Here is a 25,432-nt window from a genome sequence, read left to right on the forward strand (position 1 = left end):
CATCAATCTCGGGTCAGCGCCTGCAATAGCGAATGCGCGCGGGAAGGGGAAGGGTCTGCGCACGCTCTGGACAACGAACCGGGGCCGCCTAAAGTCGCTCTGAATGGCAGCCGTTGGAGCACCTCATGGAAAAGTTCGGAAAAAGCCAGCCTGTGAAACGGATCGAGGATCAGCGGTTTCTGACCGGTCAGGGGGCATACATCGACGACGTAGTGCCTGATGACACCCTGTTCGCCGCGTTTTTTCGCAGCCCGGTGGCGCACGGGCAGATCACCTCGCTGGAGCTGGATGAAGCGCGCGAGGCTGATGGGGTGCGTCTGGTCATGGCGCTGGACGATCTGACAGGGGCGGGGATCGATACGGTACTCAATGCGGCGGTTGTATCCAACAGGGACGGCACAAAAGCGGCGGCGCCGGATCGGCACATGTTGGCAAAGGATCGCGTGCGATTTGTTGGTGAGCCGGTTGCCGTGGTGATTGCCGAGACCCAGATGCAGGCCCGGGATGCGGTTGAACTAATCTGGATGGAGACGGAGGACCTGCCCACCAAGCTTGATTTGGACGTGGGCGGTGAGACGCTGCATGCCGATGCCCCCGACAACCGCGCTTTTGATTGGGGTATGGGTAACGAGGCGGCGACAGACGCGGCGTTTCGGAATGCCGCACATACAGTTTCGTTGAACGTGGCGGATAACCGGGTGATCATCGCTTCAATCGAGCCGCGTGGTTGTCAGGCCCGTTGGTCCGACGGTCGGCTGCATTTCTCGTATGGAGGGCAGGGCGTCTGGGCCATGCGCGGGCAATTGGCGCAAAAGTTGAAGCTGGAGCCAGAGGCGATCCGTGTCACCACCCCTGACGTAGGCGGCGGGTTCGGGATGAAGGTGATGCCGTACCCTGAGTATTTCTGTGTTTCCGTTGCCGCGATGAAGCTGGGTCAGCCCGTCCACTGGATGTCGGACCGGTCCGAGGCGATGCTGTCCGACCATCATGGGCGGGATCTGAGCTCGCTGGCCGAGCTGGCGTTTGACGAAGATCACAGGATCACGGCCTATCGTGTGCACAGCAAAGTCAACCTGGGCGCTTATAACAGCCATTTTGGGCAGGCGATTCAGACCAACTTGTTCAGCAAAGTGCTAATGGGTGCCTATGACGTACAGACCACCTATCTGAGGGTCGAAGGGTTCTATACCAACACCACTCAAGTTGACGCCTATCGCGGTGCTGGGCGGCCCGAGGCGATCTATGTGCTTGAACGGGTTTTAGACCGTGCCGCGCGCGAGCTGGGCGTCGATCCGTGGGAGTTGCGGCGCAAGAACTTCATCCGACCCGCTGATTTCCCCTACAAAACGACCACTGGGGAAACCTATGACGTTGGCGATTTCGGCATGGTTTTGTCCCGCGCAGCAGAGCAGACAAAGGGTTTTGCTGCCCGTAAGGATGCGGATGCCGAACGTGGCCTGATCCGTGGGCAGGGGCTTTGTTACTATATCGAAAGCATTCTGGGAGACCCTACAGAAAACGCAAAAATCAGGTTCTGTGAGGATGGCACTGTTACCCTCCATGTCGGGACCCAATCGAACGGGCAGGGGCATGAAACCGCCTATACTCAGTTTCTGTCGGATCAGATCGGGGTACCCATGGACCGGATCACAATCGTTCAGGGAGACAGTGATCAACTGCCCAGTGGTGGTGGCACCGGAGGATCGCGTTCGGTCACGGTGCAAAACACCGCTACTCTGGCCACAATCGACGTCATGATCGCCGCATTCACGCCTTATCTGGCCGATAAGATGGGAGTTGAGGAGGTCGACGTGAGTTTTGATCACGAAACATTCCGCGCACCCGGGTCGAACCTGACTCCCACCTTGATCGAGGCGGCCGAGATGGCCCGCTCCGAAGGCCGCGCCGATCTGTTGCAGCATGAAGCACGCATTCAACTGGAGGCGCGAAGTTTTCCGAACGGTGCGCATGTTGCCGAAATCGTTATTGATTCCTTCACCGGTGAAACATGGGTCGATCGCTATACCGTCGTTGATGATTTCGGCAATCTTATCAACCCGATGCTGGCCGAAGGGCAAGTGCATGGCGGAGTGGCACAAGGTATAGGCCAGGCCCTGAGCGAATGTGTTGTGCATGATGCGCAAGGGCAACTGCTCACGGCATCGTTGATGGACTACGCCTTGCCCCGTGCGGTTGAGATACCCATGATAAAGTTTACCTCGGCGCCGGTTCCCTCAACTACCAACCCTATGGGTATGAAAGGATGTGGCGAGGCTGGCACCGTAGGCGCGCTAGCTGCCGTGGCAAACGCGGTTCAGGATGCGCTTTGGGATCACGGGGTGCGGCAGGCGGACATGCCTTTTACACCTCAGAAAGTATGGGAGTTGCTGACGCATGTTTCTGTCGCGGCTGAGTAGAAAGGTACTGGGGTGGCTCGGACGGCCTCTGCGGTCCGAACACTCGGCCGAGGCGCTGCACCGCGAACCCATCAGCCATGTCATCATTCTTGACGGTACAATGTCGACGCTTGAACCGGGCTATGAAACCCATGCGGGTCAGACCCTGCGTCTGTGCCGTGAGATGGGCAGCAATGTCTCGGTGTTTTACGAATCGGGTGTGCAGTGGGAAAGCTGGAAATCCTCGCTGGATGTGATGATGGGGCGGGGTATCAATCGCCAGATTCGTCGCGCCTATGGGTATCTGGCGTCACGTTACAAACCGGGTGATCGAATTTACTTCATCGGGTATTCGCGCGGGGCATATGGCGTGCGCAGTCTGGCGGGCGTGATTGACATGATCGGTTTGCTCAAGGCCGAACACGCGACCGAACGGAATATCAAACAGGCCTATCGCCATTATGAATGCAACGCCAGCGGACCTGCCGCTGCCGATTTTCGGCGGGCGTTTTGTCACGAGGACGTGGCGATCGAAATGATCGGCGTCTGGGACACGGTTAAGGCGCTGGGCTTGCGGCTGCCCCTATTGTGGCGATGGGCCGAGGACAAGCACGCGTTCCACAACCACCAGCTGGGTCCCGCAACCCGTCACGGCTATCACGCCATGGCTTTGGACGAGACGCGAGAAGTATATGAGCCGGTGCTCTGGTCCTGCACCCCCGATTTTGAAGGGCATGTGGAGCAAGTCTGGTTCCGCGGCACGCATGGCGATGTCGGAGGGCAGTTGAACGGGTTCGAAGAGGCGCGCCCGCTTAGCAATATTTCCCTGGTCTGGATTTTGGACAAGGCAGAACGGCATGGACTGCCCTTGCCTGAAGGGTGGCGCGACCGCTACCCCATCGATGTGGCCGCCCCGTCAGTCGGAACCTGGCGCGGTTGGGGCAAGATTTTCTTGCTTCGTAAGCATCGAAAAATTGGACGTGACCAATCCGAGCATCTGCATGCCTCGGTTTCGACTGAAGATTTGCCGGGGTGGGTGCCGATGCCAGATCTGCCGTCGCACCCGGCGCAGTAAACGTCAGCTGGGAACGCATACCTTTCTGACAGGCTTGATCAACGCGTCAGGTCGTTCGACTGGATCAAAACGCCATCTTCTCGGAGACCAGTTGTAGATTTTCTGCTTTTCGGGGTGATCGACGATCAGCAGTCCGTGAAAATACCACTCTGATGTGGACTTATAGCCTGTGGCTTGAGTGTAGAACGAAAACCCACGCAGTTCTTGGAGTGTTTCGATCGGAGAATTTGGCGCATGATGCGCAATGCAATACGGTGACCCATCCGCGATTACGCGTGACTGGAGCGAGATCATCGGCACTGTCAGAAGTGACCACAGCGCTGCGATTGTCGCCACCGAAATACCGAGCATTGCCAGACGCGGGGGATGTGCTTGCTCTTCTCGGCTCGACCAAATTGCAAAACCGGAAGCAACAGCAATTGTGAGGGTTATGGCATGCACCATCTGAGTGTCGGAAAATAGCGAAACCACCCCGGATGCCAGTGTAACAAGTAGACCGGTGGCCAACGAGAAAACCGCGAGTAATTTTGCTACAAGAGGTGGAATCTGATGCACGCCCATCAGGACGAGGCAGCAAACTAACATGGGAATCGCTGGCGCGGCCCAAACCGCAAGGTAGGTAGCTGCAAAAAACGGGGAAAGATCGTTTTCCAAACGATTGGGGGAGAATACCGCTGGATTCAATGGCTGCACATACGCCACAAAAACCAAGATGGCAAATGTGCAGAAAAGGAGTTTGGCGTGCGTTCGCAATTACTTACGGTCTGAAAAAGATAAGTTTAAAAAAAGTACAGCCTCCGCACCACTTAGTGGCCAGAGGCTGATGTAAGTCAACGGGTTTTCACGCTGCCTGGTACGCACCCGATATTGATTGCGCGTACCCGCTTGGCGGTTACTTAACGCCGCCGGTCGCGGCGCGCGCTCATTGGTTGGAAGGCCACGCCAACGTGTGCCTCGCAATAGGGTTTCCCGGCTTCAACGGGCAGGCCGCAGAACCAAAAATCCTCGGTCGCGGGGTCACCCACGGGCCATTTGCAGGTTTTCTCAGTCAGTTCCATCAGCGAGAGCTTTTTCGCCTTCTTCTCGACCTCATTCACCTTGGCCAAGGCCTCGGGGCTGATCTCGTTGGCCGAGGGCTGCGGTGGCAGCGGTTGACCGGCCGGGATGATCTGGCGGCGGGCGGGAACCGCAGGCTTGGCCTCGGGCGCGGGGGCCGGACGGGCCGGCTCGGTTTTGGGCGCCGGTTTGGGCTTGGCTTCGGCCTTTGGGGCGGGGGCCGGTTTTTCCTTGGGTTCGGCTTTGGCCGGGGTCGCACCGGTGGCGCGGTTCGACAGGCCCAGACGGTGCACCTTGCCGATCACGGCGTTGCGAGTTACGCCGCCCAGCTCTTTGGCGATCTGGCTGGCCGACTGGCCTTCGCCCCACATCTTCTTCAGCAGTTCTACGCGCTCGTCAGTCCAGGACATCATTTGCCTTTCAAAAGCGGAAAGCGGCCCCGGATTCGGGCCGCCTTGGGAATTCGTCTCAGCCCCCTATTCTAATCACTGCGGCCCGAGTTACAAGCGGTCTTCGAATCAGGTTGAGGGCAGATGATGCAGATTCGCGCAGAACAGAACACGCGCCGGTTTGGAGCGGTCAACTGGATGGGCCTTTATACGCTAGCGCAGCGTGAAACGTTGCGGTTTCTGGCGGTGTGGACCCAGACCTTGCTGGCACCTTTGGTTACGGCGGGGTTGTTCCTGCTGATCTTCAACATCGCCATCGGGCCAGGTCGCCCGGACGTGATGGGTGTTCCGTTCCTGACCTTTCTTGCTCCGGGTATTATGATGATGACGGTGATCCAGAATGCGTTTGCCAACACCTCTTCCTCGATGGTGATTGCCAAGGTGCAGGGCAATATTGTCGATACGCTGATGCCGCCCTTGTCACCGCTAGAGATTTTGTTGGGATATCTTGCCGGGGGAATTGTGCGAGGCGTTTTGATTGCCTGCGTTGTTGCCGTGGCGTTAGCGCTGGTTTTGGGATTGCTGCCGCAGAACCCTCTGGTTGCTTTGGCCTTCGTGATCCTCGGTGGAGGGTTTATGGGGGCTTTGGGCCTGTTGGCCGGGATTTTTGCCAACAAGTTCGATCAAATGGCTGCAATCACCAATTTCATCGTGACGCCCTTGGCCTTTCTTTCGGGCACTTTTTATTCGGTTCAGGCTTTGCCTCCAGTTCTAAACCGCCTCAGCCATGTGAACCCGGTGTTCTATCTGATCGACGGGTTGAGGTATGGAATGATCGGCGTGTCAGATAGTTCGCCCTGGCTGGGAATGGCTGTGTGCGCGGGGGCAACAATATTGGTTGGGGGCGCAACCTGGCAGATGTTGCGAACGGGCTATCGGCTCAAAGCTTGACGCTGTCGTGCCTCGCGCCAAACCAATATCAACCCACCGGTCAGAATGATGCCTGAACCGATCAGACTGATTTGATCGGGTATCACGTTGAACACCGCAAAGTCGTAGAAAGCCGCAAACAGGAGTGTCGCGTAGCTGATCGGAGCCACAAATGACGCATCCGCCCGCGCCATGCCGTTAACGAAACAGGCCTGCGCGCAAGCCATCAGGACGCCGATCGCAATCAGAGCTGTCCATTGTGTAGGCGTCGGCATCTGGAACACAAAGCTGACCGCGACTGTGGCAATCGTCAGGCCCATCGCGTTGTTGATCAACAATATCTGAATCGGGATTTCCCGGCCGGCTAGTTTTTTGATGAAAATCAGCTCCATCCCGATGATCATAGCCGCAGTCAGTGCCAACAGGGCTGCGGGCTGAAAGCTGGCCGGTGTTGGACGCAGGAGAATCAACGCGCCGGTCAGCGCAACAGCTGCGGCCAACCATCGCCAGGGTCCGACGCCTTCTTTCAGAAGTGGGATTGCCAATACCATGGCGAAGACCGGGTTCAGGAAAGAGATCGCAGTCGCATCCGAAATCGGAATGAACGCGACAGAGGCGAACATCAGCGTAATCCCCAACCAGCCAAAGCTGGTCCGCCCAATGTGCAACCCCCAATGCGGGCGACCAAAGCGAGGGCGCAGAATGCCGACCGCAGTAACAATCACAATAAACGCAAACAGGAACCGGCCATGGCTGATCTGCATCGGGTGTAGGGCCGGACCCAGCGTGTCGGTACCCAACGCCTTTGCTAACAGCGTTGTTCCGGCGATGAACGCGCTGGCTGCCACGATCAACAAGGCCGCAAGGCCGGGGTTCTGGCGAATAGGTGTCATGGCCAAGCGGTGCGTCAGGGCGGTGCAAATAGCAAGCGGCAATTGTCGGGTTTAGCGTGGAATTTTCCTGTTCCGCGATTTTCGGGGTTCTCAGAGGACGCACTCCCCGCTATACGACCGGCCATGATCAAACACGCTCATACCCTGCGCCTCCGACGCCGACGCTTTGCCGCGTAATCGACCCGTTTGATCCATTTGCGCTGTCCAAATCAGCACAGCCCCCACCAAATTAGTTGACGAACATGGCCTGCGTGTACCACTCACGGGGCTTAACCTATCTGAAAAGGATGATCCGATGATCCCGTCCGTTCTGCCGACCTACAACCGCGCGCCCCTGACATTCGTAAAGGGTGAGGGCTCCTGGCTGGTTGAGGCTAATGGTCGACGTTTTCTGGATCTGGGGGCCGGGATCGCTGTGAATGCGCTGGGCCACGCGCACCCTGCGTTGGTGGCGGCGTTGACAGAACAGGCACACAAGCTGTGGCACGTCTCGAACCTCTACCACATTCCGCAGCAGCAGGCGCTGGCCGACAAACTGGTTGAACATACCTTTGCCGATACGGTGTTCTTCACTAATTCCGGTACGGAATCCTGCGAACTGGCTGTGAAGATGGCCCGCAAGTATTTCTATGACAAAGGTCAGCAGGATCGGGTTGAGATCATCACCTTTGACGGCTCGTTCCATGGTCGGTCCTCGGCTGGTATCGCTGCAGCAGGGTCCGAGAAAATGACAAAGGGCTTTGGTCCGCTGCTGCCGGGTTTCGTGAATGTCACTTTTGGCGACCTCGATGGCGTGACTAACGCCATCACCGAAAAAACCGCCGCGATCCTGATCGAACCCGTTCAGGGTGAGGGCGGCATTCGCCCGGTGCCCGACGCCAAGATGAAAGCCCTGCGGCAGATCTGCGATGACAACGGCCTGCTGCTGATCCTGGATGAGGTTCAATGCGGCGTGGGTCGCACTGGAAAACTGTTTGCCCATGAATGGGCGGGAATCACGCCCGATATCATGATGATCGCCAAGGGCATCGGCGGCGGCTTCCCTCTGGGCGCTGTGCTGGCAACCGAAGATGCGGCCTCGGGCATGACCGCAGGCACACACGGGTCCACCTATGGCGGTAATCCGCTGGGCTGCGCCGTGGGCTGTGCGGTGATCGATCAGGTTGCCACACCTGCCTTCCTCGATGGCGTGAACCGCAAATCCGGCTTGTTGAGTCAGAAGCTGGAAGGCCTGATCGCCGACCATCCCGAGGTCTTCGAAGAAGTGCGCGGCGTGGGCCTGATGTTAGGGCTGAAATGCAAGGTGACGAACATTGATGTGGTAAATGCGGGCTATGACAACGAAGTCATCACTGTGCCCGCCGCTGATAACGTCATCCGCCTGTTGCCGCCGCTGAACCTTACCGAAGACGATATCGCTCAGGCGATGATCCGCCTCGACAAGGCCGCCTCGCAGGTCGAAACATCCCTCGCCACAGCCTGATCTTCATCTTTCCCCAAATATTCCGAGGGGTGTGGGGGCGGACCCCCACGCGCCTCTCAGCCAAAAGCGAAACGACATGAACCATTTCCTCGATATCCACAAAACAGACGCCACCGCGTTGCGGTCCATGATTGATCAGGCCAGTGCCATGAAGCAGGCGCGTCTGGGACGCCCCAAAGCTGCTCCTGACGACGACCAGCCGCTCAAAGACCGTATGGTCGCGCTGATCTTTGAAAAACCTTCGACCCGTACTCGCGTTTCCTTTGATGTGGGTGTGCGCCAGATGGGCGGTCAGACGATGGTACTTTCCGGTAAAGACATGCAACTGGGCCACGGTGAAACTATCGCTGATACCGCGCGTGTGCTGTCGCGCTATGTCGATATGATTATGATCCGTACGTTTGATGAGACCATCCTGACCGAGATGGCCGAGTATTCTGATGTCCCCGTGATCAACGGCCTGACCGACCGCACCCACCCCTGCCAGATCATGGCCGATGTGCTGACGTTCGAAGAACATCGCGGCCCCATCGCAGGTAAAAAAGTGGTCTGGACCGGCGATGGCAACAATGTCTGCGCCTCATTCCTTCACGCAGCAGGGCAGTTCGGGTTTGACCTGACCTTCACCGGCCCCGCGCAGTTCGACCCCGAGGAAGAGTTCATGGGATTCGCCCGTCAGCAAGGGTCGAAAATCGTGGTCGAGCGTGATCCATACAAGGCCGTCGAAGGGGCGGATCTGATTGTTGCGGACACATGGGTCTCGATGCACGATTCTCAGTCGGCCAAAGAACGCCGTCACAACCTGCTGCGGCCCTATCAGGTTAACGCCGAACTTATGTCCCATGCCAAACCGGACGCATTGTTCATGCACTGTCTGCCAGCCCACCGCGAGGAAGAAGCGACATCGGACGTCATGGATGGTCCGAACTCGGTTATCTTTGACGAGGCTGAAAACCGACTGCACGCGCAAAAGGCAGTTATGCGTTGGTGTCTGGGCGTCTAACCGCGCTGCCGGACATCCCATACACGCAGTTTGGCGAGCGTCCGTATGCTCGCCAGCAAAACCAAAGCACACAGGGCGGTTTTGGTCATGATCTCCATCGTGCCCTCGATCAGCATGGCATGCACGACGCTGCCTATGATCGTCACGCTGGCCAGCCCTGTGTGACCCAGCCGCCAGACCCGAAACCGAAGGTTCAGGCGTCGACGATAAAGGCCCAGAAAAGCGGCCGCGAGGGCCGCCCACATCGCAACGACGCCCCAGGCCGAAAACGGAGTGGGCGAGACAAACAGCAACGCGTCCACGACATCCGGTGGGCTGGTGATCCACAGCCCGCCCACATGGATCACGACAGCCAAGACCAGTGAAACGCCAATCCACCGATGCCAAAGACGACTTGTTAAGGGTGACATGCCGGGTAAATCACGCCCAGTCAGCAGCGGTTGCAGCAGCAACAACCCCATACTGAAAACGCCCGCAAACCCCGCCAATATGTAAATCGGATCGCGCCAAGCAAGGAGGGGGCTGTTCGCGGCAGCGATCACTGGCACAGTCAATGCAACGGTCAGAGCCACCCAGATTGCAAGTTGTCGGGTCACGAAATCAGGCAGGCTGTAACACGAAATGTGCCGCCAGAGTTTTGTCCTTGGAACTTGACATGATCGGGCGCAGAAAAACCGTTTCAAACTCACCGCTGTCATAGGCCAGATGGCCATGCGGTTGCCCGAAAGCGGGGACGATCTGCGGCATTTCCAGCCGGAATTCCCCATTTGCATCTGTCAGAGTTGCGCCATGGCTGTGTGGGTCACGCTCATGTCCCTCGGTGGTGTGCGCCCAGATCTGAATGCGTTGGCCGGGCAGGGGGGCACCATCACCCGCGCGGCGCACAGTACCTGTCATCCAGAACCCGCCCCCACCGATCCGGTCAACTATTGGCGCACCGGGGCGGTAGTTGTTTGACCCGCCACGCATCGACAGGGTCGGGGCAAGCTCGCTGCCCCCTGCCGGTGTCAGCAGACCACATATACCTGTAGTGATGGTGGCGCTGCCGGTCAGGATCATAGAGCGACGAGAGATTGAAACACCGGTCATGCGAACCTCATTTTCAAAGCAATGTCTTCATCCCGGTTGCCGCCGGGCTGTCCTACATCTGCAAGATAGCACTATTGCCGCACATTCCGAGCCCCCGAGGCAATTTTTGAATTCCTTTGACGGTCTGCCTGACGGCTGTAACCTTCTATGCAGCGCATTCCATCACTGAGGACCTCGATATGCTCCAGACAGATCGCGTGACAGAAGAAGAAATCACCGCGTTCCAGCGGGACGGTGCGGTTGTTCTCAGGTCGAAGTTTTCAGATGGCTGGCTGGACAAGCTGCGCACTGGTATCGACGCAGACTTTGCCGACCCGACCGACAATTTCACACGGCACACCAAAGACCCGGACGCGCCTGCCTATTACGAAGATTTCTGGGCCTGGAACAAAATTCCGCAATTCACCGACTTTGTTCATAACTCACCGTGTGCGCTATTGGCTGCGGGGTTGCTGGGTGCACCATCAATCAATCTGGTCATGGACAACTGGTTTCTGCGCGAGGCCGGTTCGACCTCGCGCCCGCCCTTTCATCAGGATTTGGCCTATTTCGATTTCGAAGGCACGATGTGCGTTCTTTGGCTGCCTTTGGAGCCTGTGAGCAAGGAAAATGGTATCGCTTTCGTGAAAGGGTCGCACCTTTGGGGCAAGCTGTTCATGCGGGTTAGGTTTGCGGACGGGCATCCCAGCTATGAGCCGACGGTGGTTGCGGGCCAGACCTATCACCCGCCGCCCGATGTTAACGCCGACCCCGACGCGTTTGAGCTTTTGCAGTGGGATATGGACCGTGGGGATTGTATCTTTTTCGATATGAGGACCCTGCACGGCGGGCTGTCTTTGACCACCCCGACCGAGACCGTGCGCCGTTTCACTCTGCGGATGACTGCCCCTGACGGGATCATCCGATACCGTGGAGACTGGGCAAAGGACGAGCGTGCGCAATTCGAGGCGGCCGGCTACGGGGAAGGCGACCGTATAGACGGGCCATTTTTTCCTAAACTTTGGCCAAGAAATGCCTCTTAGAACTCTCTGTATGATCTGACACAACGTTATTGCCGCACTTCCGCTGTGCGAATTTGCTGGGGATCAAGAAAGAAAAGATCCTATATTATGCGTGAGTGAACTTAACTCCTTCGATCTCAGGAGAGTCTGCATGAGTTGGAATCCGACCCTCGGCCCCGATTGCCAATCGAAGAATTCGGCGCTGGACACATTAATCATCCCGCGCGCCCGCGATCTGGGCGGGTTTGAGGTGCGTCGCGCGTTGCCTTCGGTCAAACGACAGCTGGTTGGGCCGTTCATCTTTTTTGACCAGGTGGGCCCGGCCGAGTTTATTACGGATGGCGGCATTGACGTGCGGCCGCATCCTCATATCGGTCTGGGTACGGTGACGTATCTGTATCAGGGAGAGTTCGAGCATCGCGACAGCCTTGGGACCCATCAGATGATTTACCCTGGCGAAGTCAACTGGATGGTGGCCGGTCGCGGTGTCACCCATTCCGAACGCACAAGTCAGGACACACGAAAAACAAATCACAGCCTGTTCGGCATCCAGACTTGGCTGGCACTCCCCGAAGCGCATGAGGATATGGCCCCAGATTTCGAACATCACAAACAGGGTGCACTGCCGCATATTCAGGATAAAGGTGTTAGTGCACGGCTGATACTGGGTTCGGCCTATGGTCAGGTCAGCCCGGTCACAATGCTGTCGGAAACTTTCTATCTGGATGTCCTGCTGGATGCCGGTGCGTCAATTCCACTGCCTGATGATCACGAAGACCGCGGCGTCTACGTCCTGCAGGGCTCTGTCGAGATAGCGGGTGATCGCTTTGACGAGGGGCGTATGATGGTGTTCCGCCCCGGCGACCATCTATCCGTCAAAGCCGGACCGCTTGGCGCGCGACTGATGTTGCTGGGGGGCGCGACGTTGAACGAAGAACGCTATATCTGGTGGAATTTCGTGTCATCCTCAAAGGAAAAGATCGAAACGGCGACGCGCGAATGGAAAGCCGCCGATTGGGCGAAGGGCGCGTTTCACCTGCCACCGGGCGACGATCAGGAGTTCACTCCCATCTCGGAAGAGCTGGAGCGCACCAGGCCAAGGCGGGCGCGCTGACCAAGCGTCAGGTGGCCTTGTCTGTACCCTCGTTCCCAGCGATCATTGCATCAGGGGAGGGACTTCATGAAGATTGTGATCGCTGGTGCTGGCAGCATAGGGTGCTATTGCGGGGCATTGCTGGCACATTTCGGGCATAACGTCACGCTTTTGGGCCGGCCGCGCATTCTGGACCCGATACGCGCCAAGGGCCTCACAGTCACGGATTTCTCGGGTCTCAAGCGCCATATTGCGCCGCAAAATCTGACGCTGGCACATGACGCAGGTTGCCTTAGTGAAACCGAGGCCGTTATCGTGACGGTCAAGGCTGGTGCGACGGCAGAAATGGCGGCGCAGGTCGCGCAACACACGCCAATCTCTGCCCCGGTATTGTCCTGGCAGAACGGCATGGAGAACATTCGCACCCTGCGCGCGGCGTTGCCGGATCACGATGTCCGCGCCGGGATGGTGCCATTTAACGTGGTTCCGACCGAACCGGCTTGCTTTCATCGCGCAACCTCTGGCGAGATCGTTCTTGAAAGCGGACCGGGTGCGCTGAGTCAAAGGCTCAGCAATGCTGACTTGCCTGTCATCGAAAGCGAGAACATTGAGGCCGTTCAGTGGGGCAAGCTGGTGATCAACCTCAACAATGCGTTGAACGCCCTGTCGGGCCTGACTCTGAAAGAACAACTGCTGAACCGGGACTGGCGTCGCCTGATGGCGGACCAGATGAGCGAAGCATTGACGGTTTTGAAGGCCGCTGGATGCTCGGTCACATCGACCACGCCGCTGCCCGCGTGGATGACGCCGCACATTCTGCGCCTGCCGACGCCCGTCTTTACCCGGATTGCGGCACGTATGCTGACAATTGACCCCAGCGCGCGCACTTCGATGGCCTATGACCTGATGGCCGGGCGCCCGACCGAAATCGACAGCCTGCAGGGTGAGATCATACGCCTTGGCGCGGAATTCGGTGTGCCGACTCCGATTTGTTCCCGCGTGCAGGAGCTGGTGGAACGGGCGCCCGATTCCGCGTTTTTACCGGGTCAGATCACGCCTTAGCGGGCTGTCAGCCAAAGGCCGTCAGAACCATGAAAATCATCGCAGACATTGTAGCTGCTGCGGGAACCGTGATGATCCAGGCCGCAACAATGGTCATGAAATGCGAACGACGCACCAGCTTGCGTCGCTGATATTCTTCACGGGCCAAACGTTGCTCGGGCGGGCGCATCTGGTTTGAGCGTTTCCGGCGGCGGTCCGAGTGCCATTCGCGGTAGAACCCGACCCCAAACACAGCGCCGACCGCAATGTGTGTTGAGCTGACCGGTAGGCCCATCCAGCTGGCCACGATCACAGTGATGGCAGCGGACAAGGCCACACAGAAGGCACGCATCGGGTTCAGTTTGGTGATCTGACTGCCCACCAAGCGTATCAGTTTGGGGCCAAACAGAAAAAGTCCGAAGGAAATCCCAAAGGCCCCGATCACCATGACCCAACCGGGGATAGCGACTTTCGAAACAAAATCACCAACTTCCGCGGCGTGCACAATGGCTGCCAAAGGTCCAACCGCGTTTGCAACGTCATTGGCACCGTGGGCAAAGCTGAGGAACGTGGCTGAAATCACGAGCGGCAAGCCGAAAAGGGCTTTCAATGACTTAGTTCGGTTCTCTAACCCTTCGGACTTACGTCGAACCCAGGGTACCGTCACACCCCAGACCAACAGGCCCGACGCCAGACCGATCATCACCGCGACTTCCAGTTCGATCTTCACAATCCGTTTGAGGCCTTTGACAGCAAGGTATGTGGTAAACGCGGCCGCCATCAAGGCCACAAGAATGGGAACCCATCGCCGTGCGGCGGCAATTTTATCGTCCTGATGCTGAATCTTGGCTTTGATCAGAGCAAGGAACCCAGCGGCGATCAGCCCGCCAAGAACCGGCGAGATGACCCAGCTTGCGGCAATCGCACTCATAGTGCTCCAGCTGACCGCGCTCAGCCCTGCGGCGGCAATGCCCGCGCCCATCACGCCACCCACGACCGAATGCGTGGTCGAAACGGGCGCGCCGATCCAAGTTGCAAGGTTTACCCACATGGCCGATGAAATCAGCGCGGCCATCATCGCCCAGATGAAGACATTGCTGTTTTGAACTGATGCCGGGTCGATGATGCCCTTTGAGATGGTCGAAACCACATCCCCTCCGGCCAGCAAGGCCCCCGCACTTTCGGCGATAGCGGCGATGACGATTGCGCCACCCATGGTCAACGCATTAGCGCCAACAGCTGGGCCCATGTTGTTGGCTACGTCGTTGGCTCCGATATTGATCGCCATATAGGCCCCGAACGCCGCTGCAGCGATGACAACCAGGCTGCCATCGGCCTGTCCGAAAAACACCGCCGCAGACAATCCGGCCAGCGCAATAAAGGCCAGTGCGACACCGGGGGCCAGCATTGGGCGCGCCACATAGGCATTTGCAGTCTCAACGCGTGAGATGCGTTGCAAATCGCTGTCCAGCGCCTGCCAACGGGTTTTTGCGGTCGAATCCGACATGAGTTTCCAGCGTGCCTTTGGGTTAGAGGCACGCGGCTATTCCCTTTCACCCGGACGGGCAACCGGTTCGTCATCAAGTTTTCGAGAATTTCCTAGATCTTGCGCAGCAAATCGCGCAGTTCAGGTTCATTTACACGTTCAGCCGCCTCTTGCGGGGAAATCCAGACCCGTTTGCGTACACCAGCTTCGGGGTACTCGTCGGCCAGTTCGTGGACCTCGATCTGGTACACGTTGGTTTGGACCTGCTGGATCAGGCCATCTTTCATGGTTTTCTCGTACGTGAAATGACCAACCGGCTCTTTGGCAGGAGAGGGCGCGCGCACGCCGGCTTCTTCCCAGGCTTCCTGCAGCGCTGTTTCGGCCCCGTCTTTTCCATCAATCGGCCAACCCTTGGGAATGATCCAGCGTCCTGTGCCGCGGCTGGTGATCAGCAAGACCTCTTTCCCGGAATTGGAGTTGCGCGTGCACAGCGCCGCAAATTGCACCATTTGCGGGCGCATAAACAGAGGTCGCGCGACCTCTTCCCAGATTTTCTGCAGCCATGCCATCATTGCTCGAATTATTCTTTTTCGGTGCCGCCTGAAGCTGTGAAATATAACAATGTTGTAAGGGTATTACAATGTTTCCCCGAAAATCGGGTTCACCGGCGTTTTTTGGCGCGCAGTGTTGGGTCTGCCTGGGTAGGGTCTTCGGGCCAGGGGTGTTTGGGATATTGCGCCCGCATGTCCTTGCGAACATCGGCATAAGATCCGGCCCAGAAACCAGGGAGGTCTCGGGTGATCTGGATCGGACGCTGCGCCGGGGACAGCAAGGTAATCTTCAGCGCCTCACCCCCAACCACTGGGTGTTGTGTGACGCCGAACAGTTCTTGCAAGCGCACCGATATTTCGGGAATTTCAGCGCCGTAGTCTATCGGGACCTTTCGCCCCAGCGGCGTTTCAAACGACCCCGGTGCGCGGCGATCCAATTCCTGTGTCTGGTTCCAGTCCAGCCGGGCGCGCAGGGCAGGGAGCAGGTCGAACCGTTTCCAATCCTCGGCATTTCGGACGCCTGAAAGCATGGGCAACAGCCAGTCTTCCAGTGTTTCGGCTAGCCCTTCGGTCGAGAAATCCGGCAGGTCTGCCCCTTCGGCCCGCACCATTTCCACACGGGCGGCCAAACGTGCGGCGGAACCGTCCAACCTCAACCCCAAATCGCGTACACCTTCCAGCATTGCGTGTGCCACCGTTTCGTCGGGAACGTCCTTCCAGATGAGGTCACCCAGAGTGATTGCCCCAAACCGCTCCTGTCGCCGTGCGATAACGCGCCGGTCGCGCTTGGACCACGCGCAGGTGTTTATCCAGTCGATCTGGTCGGCGAACAGGTCGCGTATTTCGCGTTCGGTGATTTGCGCTGCCATCCGCACCCGGGCCTCACGGGGATTTCCGTCCGTGTCAGTGACAACAAGATAAGGCGCAGCGGCGAGTATATCGTCGCTATCGAGGATCACCCCCTTGCCCCCTGACAGGATGTAACGTGGAACGTCACCCTTGCGGCGTTGCCCGATCCGGTCCGGGTAGGCAAGCGCGGCCATGGCAGCGGGGCTCAGGTTGCCGGGGCCGCCCGAAGCCCGCAGGCGTTTGGCCTCGGCCCGGATACGGTCAACAGCGCCGGTATTCACCTGCCAGACCCTGTTGCGCTGGAAAGCGCGAAGGTCGCGCAGGGCCTCCAGCCGCAGCAACATGTCAGACGGAGCACCCTTGAGCGGATCACGCTCGGCCATCAGGGCCGCCAGCTGTGCAGCTTCAGGCCCCGCGCTTTCAAGCATATGCCCTAATCGTGGATGCAGGGGGAGCGCAGCCAGCGCGCGGCCATGATCGGTTATCCGGCCTTTGGCATCCAGCGCGCCCAGCATTGTCAGCAGGGTTTTCGCTTCGGCCATCGTTCCTTCGGGCGGGGGTGTCAGAAATGCCAGATCATCCGGTTCTGCCCCCCACAGGGCCAGTTCCAGCGCCAGTCCTGTCAGGTCTGCCGCCTCGATTTCCGCCGGGGGATAAGCTGCCAGCGCTCCTTCCTCTCCTTTGGACCACAGCTTGAAACAAACCCCTTCGGCCACGCGCCCAGCGCGCCCGGCGCGTTGGGTCGCTTCGGCCCGCGTAACGCGTTCGGTGACCAGCCGAGACATCCCGGAACCTGGATCGAAACGCGCCCGACGCGCTTGCCCCATATCCACCACCACGCGGATGTCCGGAATTGTCAGAGAGGTTTCTGCAATGGATGTTGCCAGGACCACTTTCCGCCCTTTTTCCTCCGGTGCAATCGCCGCACGCTGGGCCGCAAATGGCATCGCGCCAAACAGGGGGCGCACTGTACAGTCATCGGGCAAGCGGGTTGACAAGGCTGCTTCGGCGCGCCGGATTTCACCCTCGCCGGGCAGGAACGCTAGAACGCCGCCGCCGGTCGCACGCGTGTCCCGTTCGGCCTGAGCCACCAAGTCCACCAAAGCCTCGAGCCGTCGCCCCCGAGGGTCCAATGGCCGGTCCGCCCAGCGGATTTCGACCGGATAACTGCGGCCCTCGGACGTGACCAGTGGCGCGTTCATCAAACGCCCGACAGGGTCCGCATCCAGCGTGGCGGACATGGCCAACAGGATCAGGTCGTCCCGCAGGGCACCGCTGACCTCTAGGCACAAGGCTAGTCCCAGATCAGCGTTGAGGGACCGTTCGTGGAATTCGTCGAAGATCACTGCGCCCACTCCGGGAAGATCAGGCTGGGATTGCAGCATCCGGGTCAGGATGCCTTCGGTCACGACCTCGATCCGGGTGGATTTCGAAACCTTTGTCTCGCCGCGTACGCGGTAGCCGACTGTCTCGCCAACGCGTTGGCCCAATGTCTCGGCCATTCGCTCGGCGGCGGCGCGTGCGGCCAGCCTGCGCGGCTCCAGCATGACGATTTTGCCGTCACACAACCCGGCCTTTAGAATTGCCAGCGGCACTCGTGTCGTCTTGCCCGCGCCCGGCGGGGCCTGCAACACCGCGCGCCCCGAGGCTTTCAGGGCTGCAAGCAGATCAGGAATGGCATCGTCGATGGGCAGGCGTGTTGTCATTCGGGGTTTATCCGTCAACTCCGGACCAAGGTCCAGTTCCAAGCGGCTGAGGCACATCCTCGACGCTTGGCTCTGGACAAACCCCGTGCTGCTCCTTCATCTAGGGCGAAGTCAGGTAAGGGGCCGCGCATGAATATCGCTGAGATGGGCGACAGGATCTTGAATGGGGACCGGCGCGCGCTGGCCCGCGCCATTACTCTGGTCGAAAGCGGCCGCGCGGATCACCGTGCACAAGCGACCGAGTTGCTGGGCTATCTGGCCAAGTCCGGGCGGCAATCCCTGCGCATAGGTCTTTCGGGCACACCTGGGGTCGGAAAATCCACGTTTATCGAAAGCTTTGGCATGATGCTGACAGGGCAGGGGCTGCGGGTCGCGGTTCTGGCCGTTGATCCAAGCTCAGCCCGTTCGGGCGGGTCCATTATGGGTGACAAGACCCGGATGGAGCGCCTAAGCCGCGACAAGAACGCCTTTATCCGCCCGTCCCCCAGCCAGTCGCATCTGGGCGGGGTGGCCCGCCGCACGCGCGAGGCGATTGCATTGTGCGAGGCGGCCGGGTTCGACGTGGTTCTGATCGAAACCGTAGGCGTCGGGCAGTCGGAAACCGTAGTGTCCGAAATGTCCGACCTGTTCCTGCTGTTGCTGGCCCCGGCGGGCGGGGACGAATTGCAGGGCGTCAAGCGCGGCATCATGGAGATGGCCGACATCATTTTGGTGAACAAGGCGGACGGCGACCTCAAGGCTACCGCCACGCGCACCTGCGCCGATTACGCAGGGGCGCTGCGCCTGTTGCGCAAGCGCCCGCAAGACCCCGAAGGGTTTCCCAAGGCCATGACGGTCTCGGCGGTCGAGGAGCACGGGCTAGAGGGCGCATGGGCCGAGATGCAATCCCTGTCGCAAGCCCGGCGGGGCAGTGGCCACTGGGAGGCGAACCGCGCGGCTCAGGCGCAGTATTGGTTCGAGCAGGAAGTTCGCGCAGCCCTCTTGGCAAAGCTTGCGACCGCTCAGGCGCGGACCGAGATGGAGGAGCTTGGCCAGCAGGTACGTACAGGTGATCTGAGCCCCTCGGCAGCCGCAGAAACCATGTTGGCCTCGCTAATAACGTAATAATTTCCGCACTTTAGCCCCAGGTGAAGAAGTCCAAAAATCAGCGCTTTCCACCCAAAGTTGTAAAGTGCGCTGACTGCGGTGAAGAAAGGTGGTATTCTGGTCTCCCTGATGGACAGGATCAGTCTGAATGCCCCGTATTACTGGGACAAATAGCGGCGACAATATTGACGTCACAGACAACAGCGGAATCCTGAATGGATCCCCGCAGGGCTCTCCGATTGACAATATTAGGGGCCGGGGTGGTGATGACGACATAAATGTCAGCAACAGCACCATCGCCGAAAACGTGGTCGGAAACGCGGGCAATGACACCATAACCGTCACCAACAGTACCGTGGGCGGGCGGATAGCCAGCGGCGGAGATTCCGACACGGTAAACATTAGCGGGTCCACTGTGGGCTCAATTCGGCTGGGTGCTGGCGACGATACCCTCAATTTCAGCAGTACCTCCGTCAGTCAGGATATTCGCGGCGGCAGTGGCACCGATACGCTGAACCTGCCTGTCGGAACGGTCATAAATGACAATGTGTTCGGCACCATCACGGTGCAGGACGGTGTTGGTTATTCCGTGTCCAGCGGCACGTTTACCCTGCCGTCAGGCATTGTTGTGACCTATTCGGCCTTCGAGAACGGATCAGGCGTTCCGTGCTTTACCCGCGACACAGAGATCCTGACACAGCGTGGGCGGTGCCCGATTCAGAACTTGTGCGCTGGCGATCTGATTCCAACGCTGGGCGAGGGAGCGCAGCCTATCCGCTGGATTGGGCGCAAGCATTTCGACCGGTCTACTTTGCTGGAGAATCCGAGACTTTGGCCCGTGCGTATTTTGGCTGGCGCGCTGGGAAATGGGCTGCCAAGGCGGGATCTATTGGTCTCACGGCAGCACAGGATGTTTGTTCAATCGAAGATCGCGAAACGGATGTTTGGTACAGCCGAGGTGTTGATCCCGGCGATCAAACTGACGATCCTGCCTGGAATCTTCGTTGATGAAACGGTACCCGGGGTCGAGTATTTTCACCTGTTATTTAATAGTCATCAGGTGATTTTTGCAGAAAATGCGCCGACCGAAAGCCTGTTCACCGGGGTTGAAGCTATGAATGCCCTAGGCCCCGAAGCGCGGCGCGAGATATTCGAAATTTTCCCGGAACTGGTCGAACAGAACCTGGCACCGCGTCCAGCGCGGTTTATCCCGCGTGGGCGGCAGCTGGTTCACCTGTTGGAGCGACACAGGAAAAACAACAAACCTCTGTTGTTAGCCCAGATACACCCGGATATGTTGACCCGCGATGCTGGCGCAAAGAATTCGTGCGATCCGTCTTGACCCTCCCGGCGATTCCCACTACACGCATCCAACCAGTTTTCGGGCGCGACTTCGGGTTGCGCCCCTTGTGATTTGGCCGCTGGCACGATGCCCGGCCTCCAGAAACAAAGGAAGAAACCATGTCGCGCCGTTGCGAACTGACCGGAAAAGGCCCGATGACTGGCAACAATGTCAGCCACGCCAAAAACAGAACTCGTCGTCGTTTTCTGCCCAACCTGAACGATGTTACCCTGCAATCGGAAACCCTGGGCCGTGGCGTTAAGCTGCGCATCTCGGCAGCCGCGCTGCGCTCGGTTGACCACCGTGGTGGTCTGGACGCGTTCCTGGCCAAAGCCAAGGACGAAGATCTGTCTGCGAACGCGCTGAAAGTGAAAAAGGAAATCGCCAAGGCACAAGCCTCGGCCTAAGCCTTTACTTTACTGCGAAGAATTCGACCCTGTACCGAAAGGTGCAGGGTTTTTCTTTTGTGGGCTGTTCTCAGTTCGGAACTAAAAGATTTGAGTGGGTGACGTTGTTCACATACTTGGTGCTCGTTTGATCTTATGCTCATACATATTCATCTGACGGAGTTATGTTTCATGTCGTTAAAGCTTTCTGATTTCCTCTCCCTGTTGGCTGCCTTTTTAGGCAAAGTGTTTGGGACATGCTTTCGGATGCAACGTCAGGTGAACAGGTTGCATACGAGTCTGACGAAAGGTTCAGTTAAACGTCCCGAACTGGATAGCTGACACCAAACTCCTGACCTGTGGCTTCAAGCGCATCCGATTGCGCTTGAAGCCTGCTTCATGCCCGGCCTATACCAAGCGCAGGATGAAGACCGTTCTGCACAAAATAGTATCGCTAATGCTGTCACTGCTCATCATTTTGATGGGGCAGGGGGTGGCTGCCTCGCGCGGAATGGACAGAGCGGTCGGGAAGATGGAGCTGTGCACCGGATCCGGGCCGGTGGTGGTCTATATGGACGCCGAAGGCCAGCCAACGCACGCTCCGCACTTCTGCCCTGAATATGCCTTGACCCTGTTGAGCGCGATTGAGGTCGCGGCGCCTGCATTGCCAGCAGCGCCGGAAATAACACCTCCGGCCCCCCTACGTAGATCAGGCAATCTGGTTGCGCTGCCGGTTCCGGACAGGCCTGCACGCGCGCCTCCGAAAGTGGTCTGAAGAGTTTTTCCTATCAGACACTCAGAAAAGGAGAGGTGCTATGTCCCTCAAATCCAAATTGCTGGTCACACTGGCCGCGGCCACCTTTGCGACATCTGCCTTTGCGCAGGACACTATTACCGTCGAGGATGCTTATGCCCGGTCATCGGGTGCAAGCGCCAAGGCCGGTGCGGCCTTTATGATGATTCAGAACTCCGGTGAGGCTGACGACCGGCTAGTTGGTGTGACGTCAGACGCTGCCGCGCGGGTTGAGTTGCACACACACCTGATCGACCAAAATGGCGTTGCCAAGATGACCCATGTTGAGGAAGGTTTCGTTATTCCTGCGGGTAAGACGCATATGCTCAAGCGTGGTGGCGACCATGTCATGTTTATGGGACTGACCGCTCCGTTCGAGCAGGGTGCCACGGTGCCGGTCACCCTGATTTTTGAGAAGGCAGGCGAGGTCGAGATTGAGGTTCCGGTTGATCTGGAACGTCAGGACGCCGGTGGTCACGGGACGCATTCGAACTGAGGCGATGCCTGTCTTCGGGCCGCGTTGCGGCCGTCATCCATGCAGCAGGCCGGGTTTTACCCGGCCTGATTTCGTTTCAATAAAAGGGTCAGCGATTAACCACCCGCATAGCCACGCGTGCATGAGCGCGTTTGAAACGGGCCGCCAGCCAAAACATCACCACTGAGAAGGCCAAAGCCAGGAAGGCGATCGCCCAGCCCAGGGCCACCGTGCCACTGCCGGGCCAGAACATCAGCACCAGCCCGATTATGAGGGCCACAACACCTGAATTACGCACCGTCGGCGCGTCGGGGTTGCGTTCTGGCATTTGTCGCCAGGCCATCAGGGAACCGATACCTACAATCAGGGCCCAGGCGCCCAACAAGAAGAATGCCAGCCTGGCGACCCCCTCGGGCCAGATTAGCAAAACTAGGCCGATCAGCAGCGCACCAACGCCCATGCCGCCGATCACTCCGCGGCGACCAAAGCCCAGGAGAGTCAGACCGCCATCAAAGATCAGCAGCACGCCAACAAGCCTCAACAACAAGGAAATGCTGCCCGTTGGCCAGAACAGCGCGGCGATTCCAAGGGCGCCGGCCAAGGCGCCACGCAGGAGAAATGTCCACCACAGCCCTGCAAGTTGATCGCCGAGAGCGTCGCGATTGTGAAGGCTGTTGTCGTCTAATATCTCTTCACGTGGATACTGGGGGTCTTTCATCGTGTCCTCCCGGCTTGTAGGGCCTTTAGTGTAACTGAATTGTCCGACCCACTTTTATTGATATTGCAATCATTTCTGACCAAGCAACCCATCAACCCAGCGCGGTACAGTTTCTGTGGCCGGGCCCAGAACGACCTCATCGAAGCTCGATGCGCCGGTTGAAGGTTCAAGGTTCAGCTCGACAGTAGAAGCTCCGGCCAGGCTGGCCTCGTGTACAAAGGCGGCAGCCGGGTAGACCTGCCCCGATGTGCCAATCGCGGCGAATACCGTGGCCCCGGACAGATGGTCATAGATTTCATCCATGTGGTAGGGCATCTCGCCAAACCAGACGACGTCAGGCCGGGCGGTAGGGGCGGCACAGGTGGGGCACGGTTCGCCCACGGCCATCTCAGGCTTTGAGGGCCAGCGGTGGCCGCAGGCCGCGCAAAGTGCGCCGGCCAGCGTGCCATGCATGTGGATCACGTGATGTGCTCCTCCGGCCTCGTGAAGGCTGTCGACATTCTGGGTCACGATCACTACCTCGCCGCAATAGTCTTTTTGCAGGCGGGCCAGCGCCGTGTGCGCGGCGTTGGGCCGGGCGGCGGCGGCCTGCACACGGCGCGCATTGTAGAACCCATGCACCAATGCCGGGTCGCGAGCAAACCCGTCGGGAGTGGCCACATCCTCGATCCTGTGCTTTGCCCATAACCCGCCCTCATCGCGAAACGTGCCCAGCCCGCTCTCGGCGGAAATTCCGGCCCCTGTCAAAATGACAATCTTTTCCATCTTTGCCCTACGCGTTACACCATGGCTTATGACCCACCGTATCCTCTTTGTCTGTCTGGGCAATATCTGCCGTTCCCCCGCCGCCGAAGGCATTTTCCGTGCCCGAGCACCCCACCATACCACTGACAGTGCCGGAACCTCGGACTGGCATGTCGGCAATCCGCCTTATGAGCCGATGCAAGCGGCAGCCTTGGCGCGCGACATTGACCTCAGCGATCTGCGCGGGCGGCAATTTGTGGCTGGGGATTTCGACCGGTTTGACATGATCATTGGAATGGATGCCGAGAACATCGCGCGCATCGAGCAGTTGCGGCCCGCGGGAAACAGCACACCTGTGCGCCTGCTGACTGATTTCGCGCCGCAATCCGGCGCCGATCACGTGCCTGATCCGTACTACACGCGTGATTTCGATGGAGCGCTGGATCTGATCGAGATCGCGATCGAAGGGTTAGATGCACATTTGCGAGGCTAACCAATCACCTTCAGCCTGCCGCTTAACCACGGCAATTGATCCAGTGCCGGGTCGATGATCTGGCTGCGCATCAGGCGACGCATCATGTCCGCAACCTCTTGCGGCACCTGGTCGGACCAATCGTTGCGGGTAAAGAGTGATATGGTCCGTGCGAACTCGCCAAACGGAGACGGGTGGACTTGCAACCCATTGTGGAACCGTGCGGCACGCATATAACCCAGCGGCGTGGTCACCGCCCAGCCCAACCCGCGCGCGACCATCGCCATCAACGCTAAGTGCGAGCCGATCTCGAACCGCTCTTCAAAGTCCAGTTTTTGCCGGGACAGATGAGATTCAATCTGACGGCTGATCAATTGCTCACGGGCATAGCGAAGGAAGGGCAGGTCCTGAGTTGCGTTCTCTGTGCCTTTGGGGGTCACCAGAATGAACGGGTCCTGAACCAAAGGGTATTCGACCACACCTTCCAGAAATTCACCGGTATGCGCGGACACCGCCATATGCAGGCGCTGGGCTTCAAGGTCGGCAAACAGATCCAGGCTGGGAAGGGTGATGAGTTTGAATTTCGACCGGGTGAGGCTGTCAGCCAGCAGTGTTGCCAACCGAGGCGTCAGGTCATTGTCGAAATCGTCGATCAGACCGATGGACAGTGTCGTCAGGTGCCCCAGATCCATCACCGTCAGTTCGCTTTGGGCCATCTGCAACTCTGCCAGCACCGCTTCGGTCCGCACCAGAAAACTGCGCCCGGCCTGCGTCAGCCGCATTGGACGTCGCCCATGATCCACCAGTTCGGTGCCCAAGGCGTTTTCCAGATTGCGCAATTGCTGCGACACTGATGGCTGGCTGAGCCCGGTGATTTCGGCGGCCTGTGCCACCGATCCCGTTCGCGCGAGTGCCTCGAATACTTCGAGCCCACGCAGGGTCATCCCTTTCATAACCATCAGATATACCTTTCGCTGCGCCTTTTCTGGGGCGCAGCCAACGTCAGGTCAAGTATTCAGAATGCGTTAGCTGCAGATCGCCTGCGCCATCTGGCCAAAGTTCTGATACCGATCCCACAGAGCATCATCGCGCGCGGTCTGCGACATCTTCAACTCCTGCGCCTGATGCGGATCGCTGAACCACTTGGCCACGGTCTTCTGATCGCTGCGGGTCAGCGCCTGATTGGCCACCCGCTGAATGCAACTGCACCGCGCCCGTGTCGCGGCCGTGCGGTCAGACGCCAGACACGCCCGTTTGATCTGAGCCGCCTCGGTTGGAGCCGGAGCCACTGTCGAAAGCGACGTGGCACAGAATGCGATTAAGAGGAACTGTTTCATGCTCATGCCTCGTTTTTGCCTGCCCGGACGGGTCTTGT

The 25,432-nt window shown here is 58.7% G+C and carries 26 protein-coding genes; 14 read left to right on the top strand and 12 right to left on the bottom strand.

Annotated features, from left to right (window positions below; translation table 11 throughout):
• The first annotated feature begins 125 nt into the window (after nucleotides 1–125).
• Together ACR0IY_RS14315 and ACR0IY_RS14320 are read left to right on the top strand one after the other, a co-directional pair.
• On the top strand, nucleotides 126–2,417 hold the full coding sequence (locus ACR0IY_RS14315; protein ID WP_480674400.1) for a xanthine dehydrogenase family protein molybdopterin-binding subunit: 2,292 nt from the start codon (nucleotides 126–128) through the stop codon (nucleotides 2,415–2,417).
• The gene (locus ACR0IY_RS14320; protein WP_480674402.1) at nucleotides 2,395–3,471 is read left to right on the top strand and encodes a DUF2235 domain-containing protein; all 1,077 of its coding nucleotides are present in this window, start codon (nucleotides 2,395–2,397) and stop codon (nucleotides 3,469–3,471) included. Before ACR0IY_RS14315 ends, ACR0IY_RS14320 begins: the two co-directional genes overlap by 23 nt.
• A 3-nt stretch (nucleotides 3,472–3,474) precedes the next feature.
• Here ACR0IY_RS14320 and ACR0IY_RS14325 read toward each other — a convergent pair whose 3' ends face one another.
• On the bottom strand, nucleotides 3,475–4,224 hold the full coding sequence (locus ACR0IY_RS14325; protein ID WP_480674404.1) for a hypothetical protein: 750 nt from the start codon (nucleotides 4,222–4,224) through the stop codon (nucleotides 3,475–3,477).
• 143 nt (nucleotides 4,225–4,367) lie between these two features.
• Nucleotides 4,368–4,937, bottom strand: a complete 570-nt coding sequence (locus ACR0IY_RS14330) for a GcrA family cell cycle regulator (RefSeq protein WP_480674558.1) — start codon at nucleotides 4,935–4,937, stop codon at nucleotides 4,368–4,370.
• Between the two features lie 126 nt (nucleotides 4,938–5,063).
• On the opposite strand from ACR0IY_RS14330, the gene ACR0IY_RS14335 reads away from it, so the two are divergent.
• On the top strand, nucleotides 5,064–5,867 hold the full coding sequence (locus tag ACR0IY_RS14335) for an ABC transporter permease (protein ID WP_480674560.1): 804 nt from the start codon (nucleotides 5,064–5,066) through the stop codon (nucleotides 5,865–5,867).
• Here the strand turns inward: ACR0IY_RS14335 and ACR0IY_RS14340 are convergent.
• Nucleotides 5,849–6,739: a DMT family transporter gene (locus ACR0IY_RS14340; protein WP_480674405.1), complete on the bottom strand. Its 891-nt coding sequence runs from the start codon at nucleotides 6,737–6,739 to the stop codon at nucleotides 5,849–5,851. The two genes, ACR0IY_RS14335 and ACR0IY_RS14340, sit on opposite strands and share 19 nt — an antisense overlap.
• Nucleotides 6,740–7,034: 295 nt before the next feature.
• On the opposite strand from ACR0IY_RS14340, the gene ACR0IY_RS14345 reads away from it, so the two are divergent.
• A complete protein-coding gene (locus ACR0IY_RS14345) occupies nucleotides 7,035–8,222 on the top strand; it encodes an acetylornithine transaminase (RefSeq protein WP_480674407.1) in 1,188 nt (395 codons plus the stop codon).
• Nucleotides 8,223–8,298: 76 nt separating this feature from the next.
• Nucleotides 8,299–9,225: an ornithine carbamoyltransferase gene (gene argF / locus ACR0IY_RS14350; protein ID WP_480674409.1), complete on the top strand. Its 927-nt coding sequence runs from the start codon at nucleotides 8,299–8,301 to the stop codon at nucleotides 9,223–9,225.
• On the opposite strand, the gene ACR0IY_RS14355 is transcribed toward argF, so the two are convergent.
• Both ACR0IY_RS14355 and ACR0IY_RS14360 read right to left on the bottom strand, forming a co-directional pair.
• Entirely contained in the window at nucleotides 9,222–9,821 is a 600-nt protein-coding gene (locus tag ACR0IY_RS14355) for a ferric reductase-like transmembrane domain-containing protein (protein ID WP_480674411.1), read from the bottom strand. The two genes, argF and ACR0IY_RS14355, sit on opposite strands and share 4 nt — an antisense overlap.
• A gap of 4 nt (nucleotides 9,822–9,825) precedes the next feature.
• Nucleotides 9,826–10,314: a twin-arginine translocation pathway signal gene (locus ACR0IY_RS14360; protein WP_480674413.1), complete on the bottom strand. Its 489-nt coding sequence runs from the start codon at nucleotides 10,312–10,314 to the stop codon at nucleotides 9,826–9,828.
• Between the two features lie 179 nt (nucleotides 10,315–10,493).
• Here ACR0IY_RS14360 and ACR0IY_RS14365 point away from each other — a divergent pair, with 179 nt between their 5' ends.
• From ACR0IY_RS14365 to ACR0IY_RS14375, 3 genes are all read left to right on the top strand, one after another.
• Nucleotides 10,494–11,336 carry a phytanoyl-CoA dioxygenase family protein gene (locus ACR0IY_RS14365; protein ID WP_480674415.1) on the top strand — a complete coding sequence of 281 codons (843 nt, stop codon included), beginning with the start codon at nucleotides 10,494–10,496 and terminating at the stop codon, nucleotides 11,334–11,336.
• A gap of 130 nt (nucleotides 11,337–11,466) precedes the next feature.
• Complete coding sequence (locus tag ACR0IY_RS14370; protein ID WP_480674417.1) at nucleotides 11,467–12,429, top strand: pirin family protein; 963 nt, start codon at nucleotides 11,467–11,469, stop codon at nucleotides 12,427–12,429.
• A 66-nt stretch (nucleotides 12,430–12,495) separates the two neighbouring features.
• Complete coding sequence (locus ACR0IY_RS14375) at nucleotides 12,496–13,470, top strand: 2-dehydropantoate 2-reductase (protein WP_480674419.1); 975 nt, start codon at nucleotides 12,496–12,498, stop codon at nucleotides 13,468–13,470.
• A 7-nt stretch (nucleotides 13,471–13,477) separates the two neighbouring features.
• Here ACR0IY_RS14375 and ACR0IY_RS14380 read toward each other — a convergent pair whose 3' ends face one another.
• From ACR0IY_RS14380 to hrpB, 3 genes are all read right to left on the bottom strand, one after another.
• The gene (locus ACR0IY_RS14380; protein ID WP_480674421.1) at nucleotides 13,478–14,956 is read right to left on the bottom strand and encodes an inorganic phosphate transporter; all 1,479 of its coding nucleotides are present in this window, start codon (nucleotides 14,954–14,956) and stop codon (nucleotides 13,478–13,480) included.
• 92 nt (nucleotides 14,957–15,048) lie between these two features.
• The gene (locus ACR0IY_RS14385) at nucleotides 15,049–15,507 is read right to left on the bottom strand and encodes an NUDIX hydrolase (RefSeq protein WP_480674423.1); all 459 of its coding nucleotides are present in this window, start codon (nucleotides 15,505–15,507) and stop codon (nucleotides 15,049–15,051) included.
• An 89-nt stretch (nucleotides 15,508–15,596) separates the two neighbouring features.
• Nucleotides 15,597–18,041 carry an ATP-dependent helicase HrpB gene (hrpB, locus tag ACR0IY_RS14390; RefSeq protein WP_480674425.1) on the bottom strand — a complete coding sequence of 815 codons (2,445 nt, stop codon included), beginning with the start codon at nucleotides 18,039–18,041 and terminating at the stop codon, nucleotides 15,597–15,599.
• Nucleotides 18,042–18,170: 129 nt separating this feature from the next.
• On the opposite strand from hrpB, the gene meaB reads away from it, so the two are divergent.
• The 5 genes from meaB (at nucleotide 18,171) to ACR0IY_RS14415 (ending at nucleotide 22,144) form a co-directional block, all read left to right on the top strand.
• Nucleotides 18,171–19,145: a methylmalonyl Co-A mutase-associated GTPase MeaB gene (gene meaB, locus ACR0IY_RS14395; protein WP_480674427.1), complete on the top strand. Its 975-nt coding sequence runs from the start codon at nucleotides 18,171–18,173 to the stop codon at nucleotides 19,143–19,145.
• Nucleotides 19,146–19,275: 130 nt separating this feature from the next.
• The gene (locus ACR0IY_RS14400) at nucleotides 19,276–20,469 is read left to right on the top strand and encodes a Hint domain-containing protein (protein WP_480674429.1); all 1,194 of its coding nucleotides are present in this window, start codon (nucleotides 19,276–19,278) and stop codon (nucleotides 20,467–20,469) included.
• A gap of 119 nt (nucleotides 20,470–20,588) precedes the next feature.
• Nucleotides 20,589–20,876 (top strand): 50S ribosomal protein L28, encoded by a 288-nt coding sequence (gene rpmB / locus ACR0IY_RS14405; protein WP_480616186.1) that lies wholly within the window; start codon nucleotides 20,589–20,591, stop codon nucleotides 20,874–20,876.
• 436 nt (nucleotides 20,877–21,312) lie between these two features.
• Nucleotides 21,313–21,630 carry a hypothetical protein gene (locus tag ACR0IY_RS14410; RefSeq protein WP_480674431.1) on the top strand — a complete coding sequence of 106 codons (318 nt, stop codon included), beginning with the start codon at nucleotides 21,313–21,315 and terminating at the stop codon, nucleotides 21,628–21,630.
• Nucleotides 21,631–21,670: 40 nt separating this feature from the next.
• Nucleotides 21,671–22,144, top strand: a complete 474-nt coding sequence (locus ACR0IY_RS14415; protein ID WP_480674433.1) for a copper chaperone PCu(A)C — start codon at nucleotides 21,671–21,673, stop codon at nucleotides 22,142–22,144.
• Nucleotides 22,145–22,232: 88 nt separating this feature from the next.
• Here ACR0IY_RS14415 and ACR0IY_RS14420 read toward each other — a convergent pair whose 3' ends face one another.
• Together ACR0IY_RS14420 and ACR0IY_RS14425 are read right to left on the bottom strand one after the other, a co-directional pair.
• On the bottom strand, nucleotides 22,233–22,841 hold the full coding sequence (locus tag ACR0IY_RS14420) for an HdeD family acid-resistance protein (RefSeq protein ID WP_480674435.1): 609 nt from the start codon (nucleotides 22,839–22,841) through the stop codon (nucleotides 22,233–22,235).
• A 69-nt stretch (nucleotides 22,842–22,910) separates the two neighbouring features.
• Nucleotides 22,911–23,606: an NAD-dependent deacylase gene (locus tag ACR0IY_RS14425; protein ID WP_480674437.1), complete on the bottom strand. Its 696-nt coding sequence runs from the start codon at nucleotides 23,604–23,606 to the stop codon at nucleotides 22,911–22,913.
• A gap of 28 nt (nucleotides 23,607–23,634) precedes the next feature.
• Between ACR0IY_RS14425 and ACR0IY_RS14430 the strand changes: the two genes are divergently transcribed.
• Nucleotides 23,635–24,078, top strand: a complete 444-nt coding sequence (locus ACR0IY_RS14430) for a low molecular weight protein-tyrosine-phosphatase (protein WP_480674562.1) — start codon at nucleotides 23,635–23,637, stop codon at nucleotides 24,076–24,078.
• Here ACR0IY_RS14430 and ACR0IY_RS14435 read toward each other — a convergent pair.
• Together ACR0IY_RS14435 and ACR0IY_RS14440 are read right to left on the bottom strand one after the other, a co-directional pair.
• Nucleotides 24,075–25,016 (bottom strand): LysR family transcriptional regulator, encoded by a 942-nt coding sequence (locus tag ACR0IY_RS14435; protein WP_480674439.1) that lies wholly within the window; start codon nucleotides 25,014–25,016, stop codon nucleotides 24,075–24,077. The genes ACR0IY_RS14430 and ACR0IY_RS14435 overlap by 4 nt on opposite strands.
• Nucleotides 25,017–25,082: 66 nt before the next feature.
• Nucleotides 25,083–25,394: a hypothetical protein gene (locus tag ACR0IY_RS14440; protein WP_480674441.1), complete on the bottom strand. Its 312-nt coding sequence runs from the start codon at nucleotides 25,392–25,394 to the stop codon at nucleotides 25,083–25,085.
• Nucleotides 25,395–25,432 lie beyond the last annotated feature (38 nt).

The sequence above is a fragment of the Ruegeria sp. BC1 genome (assembly GCF_056539305.1).

Excerpts from the sequence above, each read along its gene's own strand:
- ACR0IY_RS14420 (WP_480674435.1), bottom strand. The coding sequence starts at position 22,841 with ATGAAAGACCCCCAGTATCCACGTGAAGAGATATTAGACGACAACAGC.
- hrpB (WP_480674425.1), bottom strand. The coding sequence starts at position 18,041 with ATGACAACACGCCTGCCCATCGACGATGCCATTCCTGATCTGCTTGCA.
- ACR0IY_RS14415 (WP_480674433.1), top strand. The coding sequence starts at position 21,671 with ATGTCCCTCAAATCCAAATTGCTGGTCACACTGGCCGCGGCCACCTTT.
- ACR0IY_RS14425 (WP_480674437.1), bottom strand. The coding sequence starts at position 23,606 with ATGGAAAAGATTGTCATTTTGACAGGGGCCGGAATTTCCGCCGAGAGC.
- ACR0IY_RS14385 (WP_480674423.1), bottom strand. The coding sequence starts at position 15,507 with ATGATGGCATGGCTGCAGAAAATCTGGGAAGAGGTCGCGCGACCTCTG.
- ACR0IY_RS14335 (WP_480674560.1), top strand. The coding sequence starts at position 5,064 with ATGCAGATTCGCGCAGAACAGAACACGCGCCGGTTTGGAGCGGTCAAC.
- meaB (WP_480674427.1), top strand. The coding sequence starts at position 18,171 with ATGAATATCGCTGAGATGGGCGACAGGATCTTGAATGGGGACCGGCGC.
- ACR0IY_RS14365 (WP_480674415.1), top strand. The coding sequence starts at position 10,494 with ATGCTCCAGACAGATCGCGTGACAGAAGAAGAAATCACCGCGTTCCAG.
- rpmB (WP_480616186.1), top strand. The coding sequence starts at position 20,589 with ATGTCGCGCCGTTGCGAACTGACCGGAAAAGGCCCGATGACTGGCAAC.
- ACR0IY_RS14370 (WP_480674417.1), top strand. The coding sequence starts at position 11,467 with ATGAGTTGGAATCCGACCCTCGGCCCCGATTGCCAATCGAAGAATTCG.
- ACR0IY_RS14345 (WP_480674407.1), top strand. The coding sequence starts at position 7,035 with ATGATCCCGTCCGTTCTGCCGACCTACAACCGCGCGCCCCTGACATTC.
- ACR0IY_RS14440 (WP_480674441.1), bottom strand. The coding sequence starts at position 25,394 with ATGAAACAGTTCCTCTTAATCGCATTCTGTGCCACGTCGCTTTCGACA.
- argF (WP_480674409.1), top strand. The coding sequence starts at position 8,299 with ATGAACCATTTCCTCGATATCCACAAAACAGACGCCACCGCGTTGCGG.
- ACR0IY_RS14435 (WP_480674439.1), bottom strand. The coding sequence starts at position 25,016 with ATGGTTATGAAAGGGATGACCCTGCGTGGGCTCGAAGTATTCGAGGCA.
- ACR0IY_RS14375 (WP_480674419.1), top strand. The coding sequence starts at position 12,496 with ATGAAGATTGTGATCGCTGGTGCTGGCAGCATAGGGTGCTATTGCGGG.
- ACR0IY_RS14380 (WP_480674421.1), bottom strand. The coding sequence starts at position 14,956 with ATGTCGGATTCGACCGCAAAAACCCGTTGGCAGGCGCTGGACAGCGAT.
- ACR0IY_RS14340 (WP_480674405.1), bottom strand. The coding sequence starts at position 6,739 with ATGACACCTATTCGCCAGAACCCCGGCCTTGCGGCCTTGTTGATCGTG.
- ACR0IY_RS14315 (WP_480674400.1), top strand. The coding sequence starts at position 126 with ATGGAAAAGTTCGGAAAAAGCCAGCCTGTGAAACGGATCGAGGATCAG.
- ACR0IY_RS14430 (WP_480674562.1), top strand. The coding sequence starts at position 23,635 with ATGACCCACCGTATCCTCTTTGTCTGTCTGGGCAATATCTGCCGTTCC.
- ACR0IY_RS14330 (WP_480674558.1), bottom strand. The coding sequence starts at position 4,937 with ATGTCCTGGACTGACGAGCGCGTAGAACTGCTGAAGAAGATGTGGGGC.
- ACR0IY_RS14400 (WP_480674429.1), top strand. The coding sequence starts at position 19,276 with ATGCCCCGTATTACTGGGACAAATAGCGGCGACAATATTGACGTCACA.
- ACR0IY_RS14360 (WP_480674413.1), bottom strand. The coding sequence starts at position 10,314 with ATGACCGGTGTTTCAATCTCTCGTCGCTCTATGATCCTGACCGGCAGC.
- ACR0IY_RS14410 (WP_480674431.1), top strand. The coding sequence starts at position 21,313 with ATGCTGTCACTGCTCATCATTTTGATGGGGCAGGGGGTGGCTGCCTCG.
- ACR0IY_RS14320 (WP_480674402.1), top strand. The coding sequence starts at position 2,395 with ATGTTTCTGTCGCGGCTGAGTAGAAAGGTACTGGGGTGGCTCGGACGG.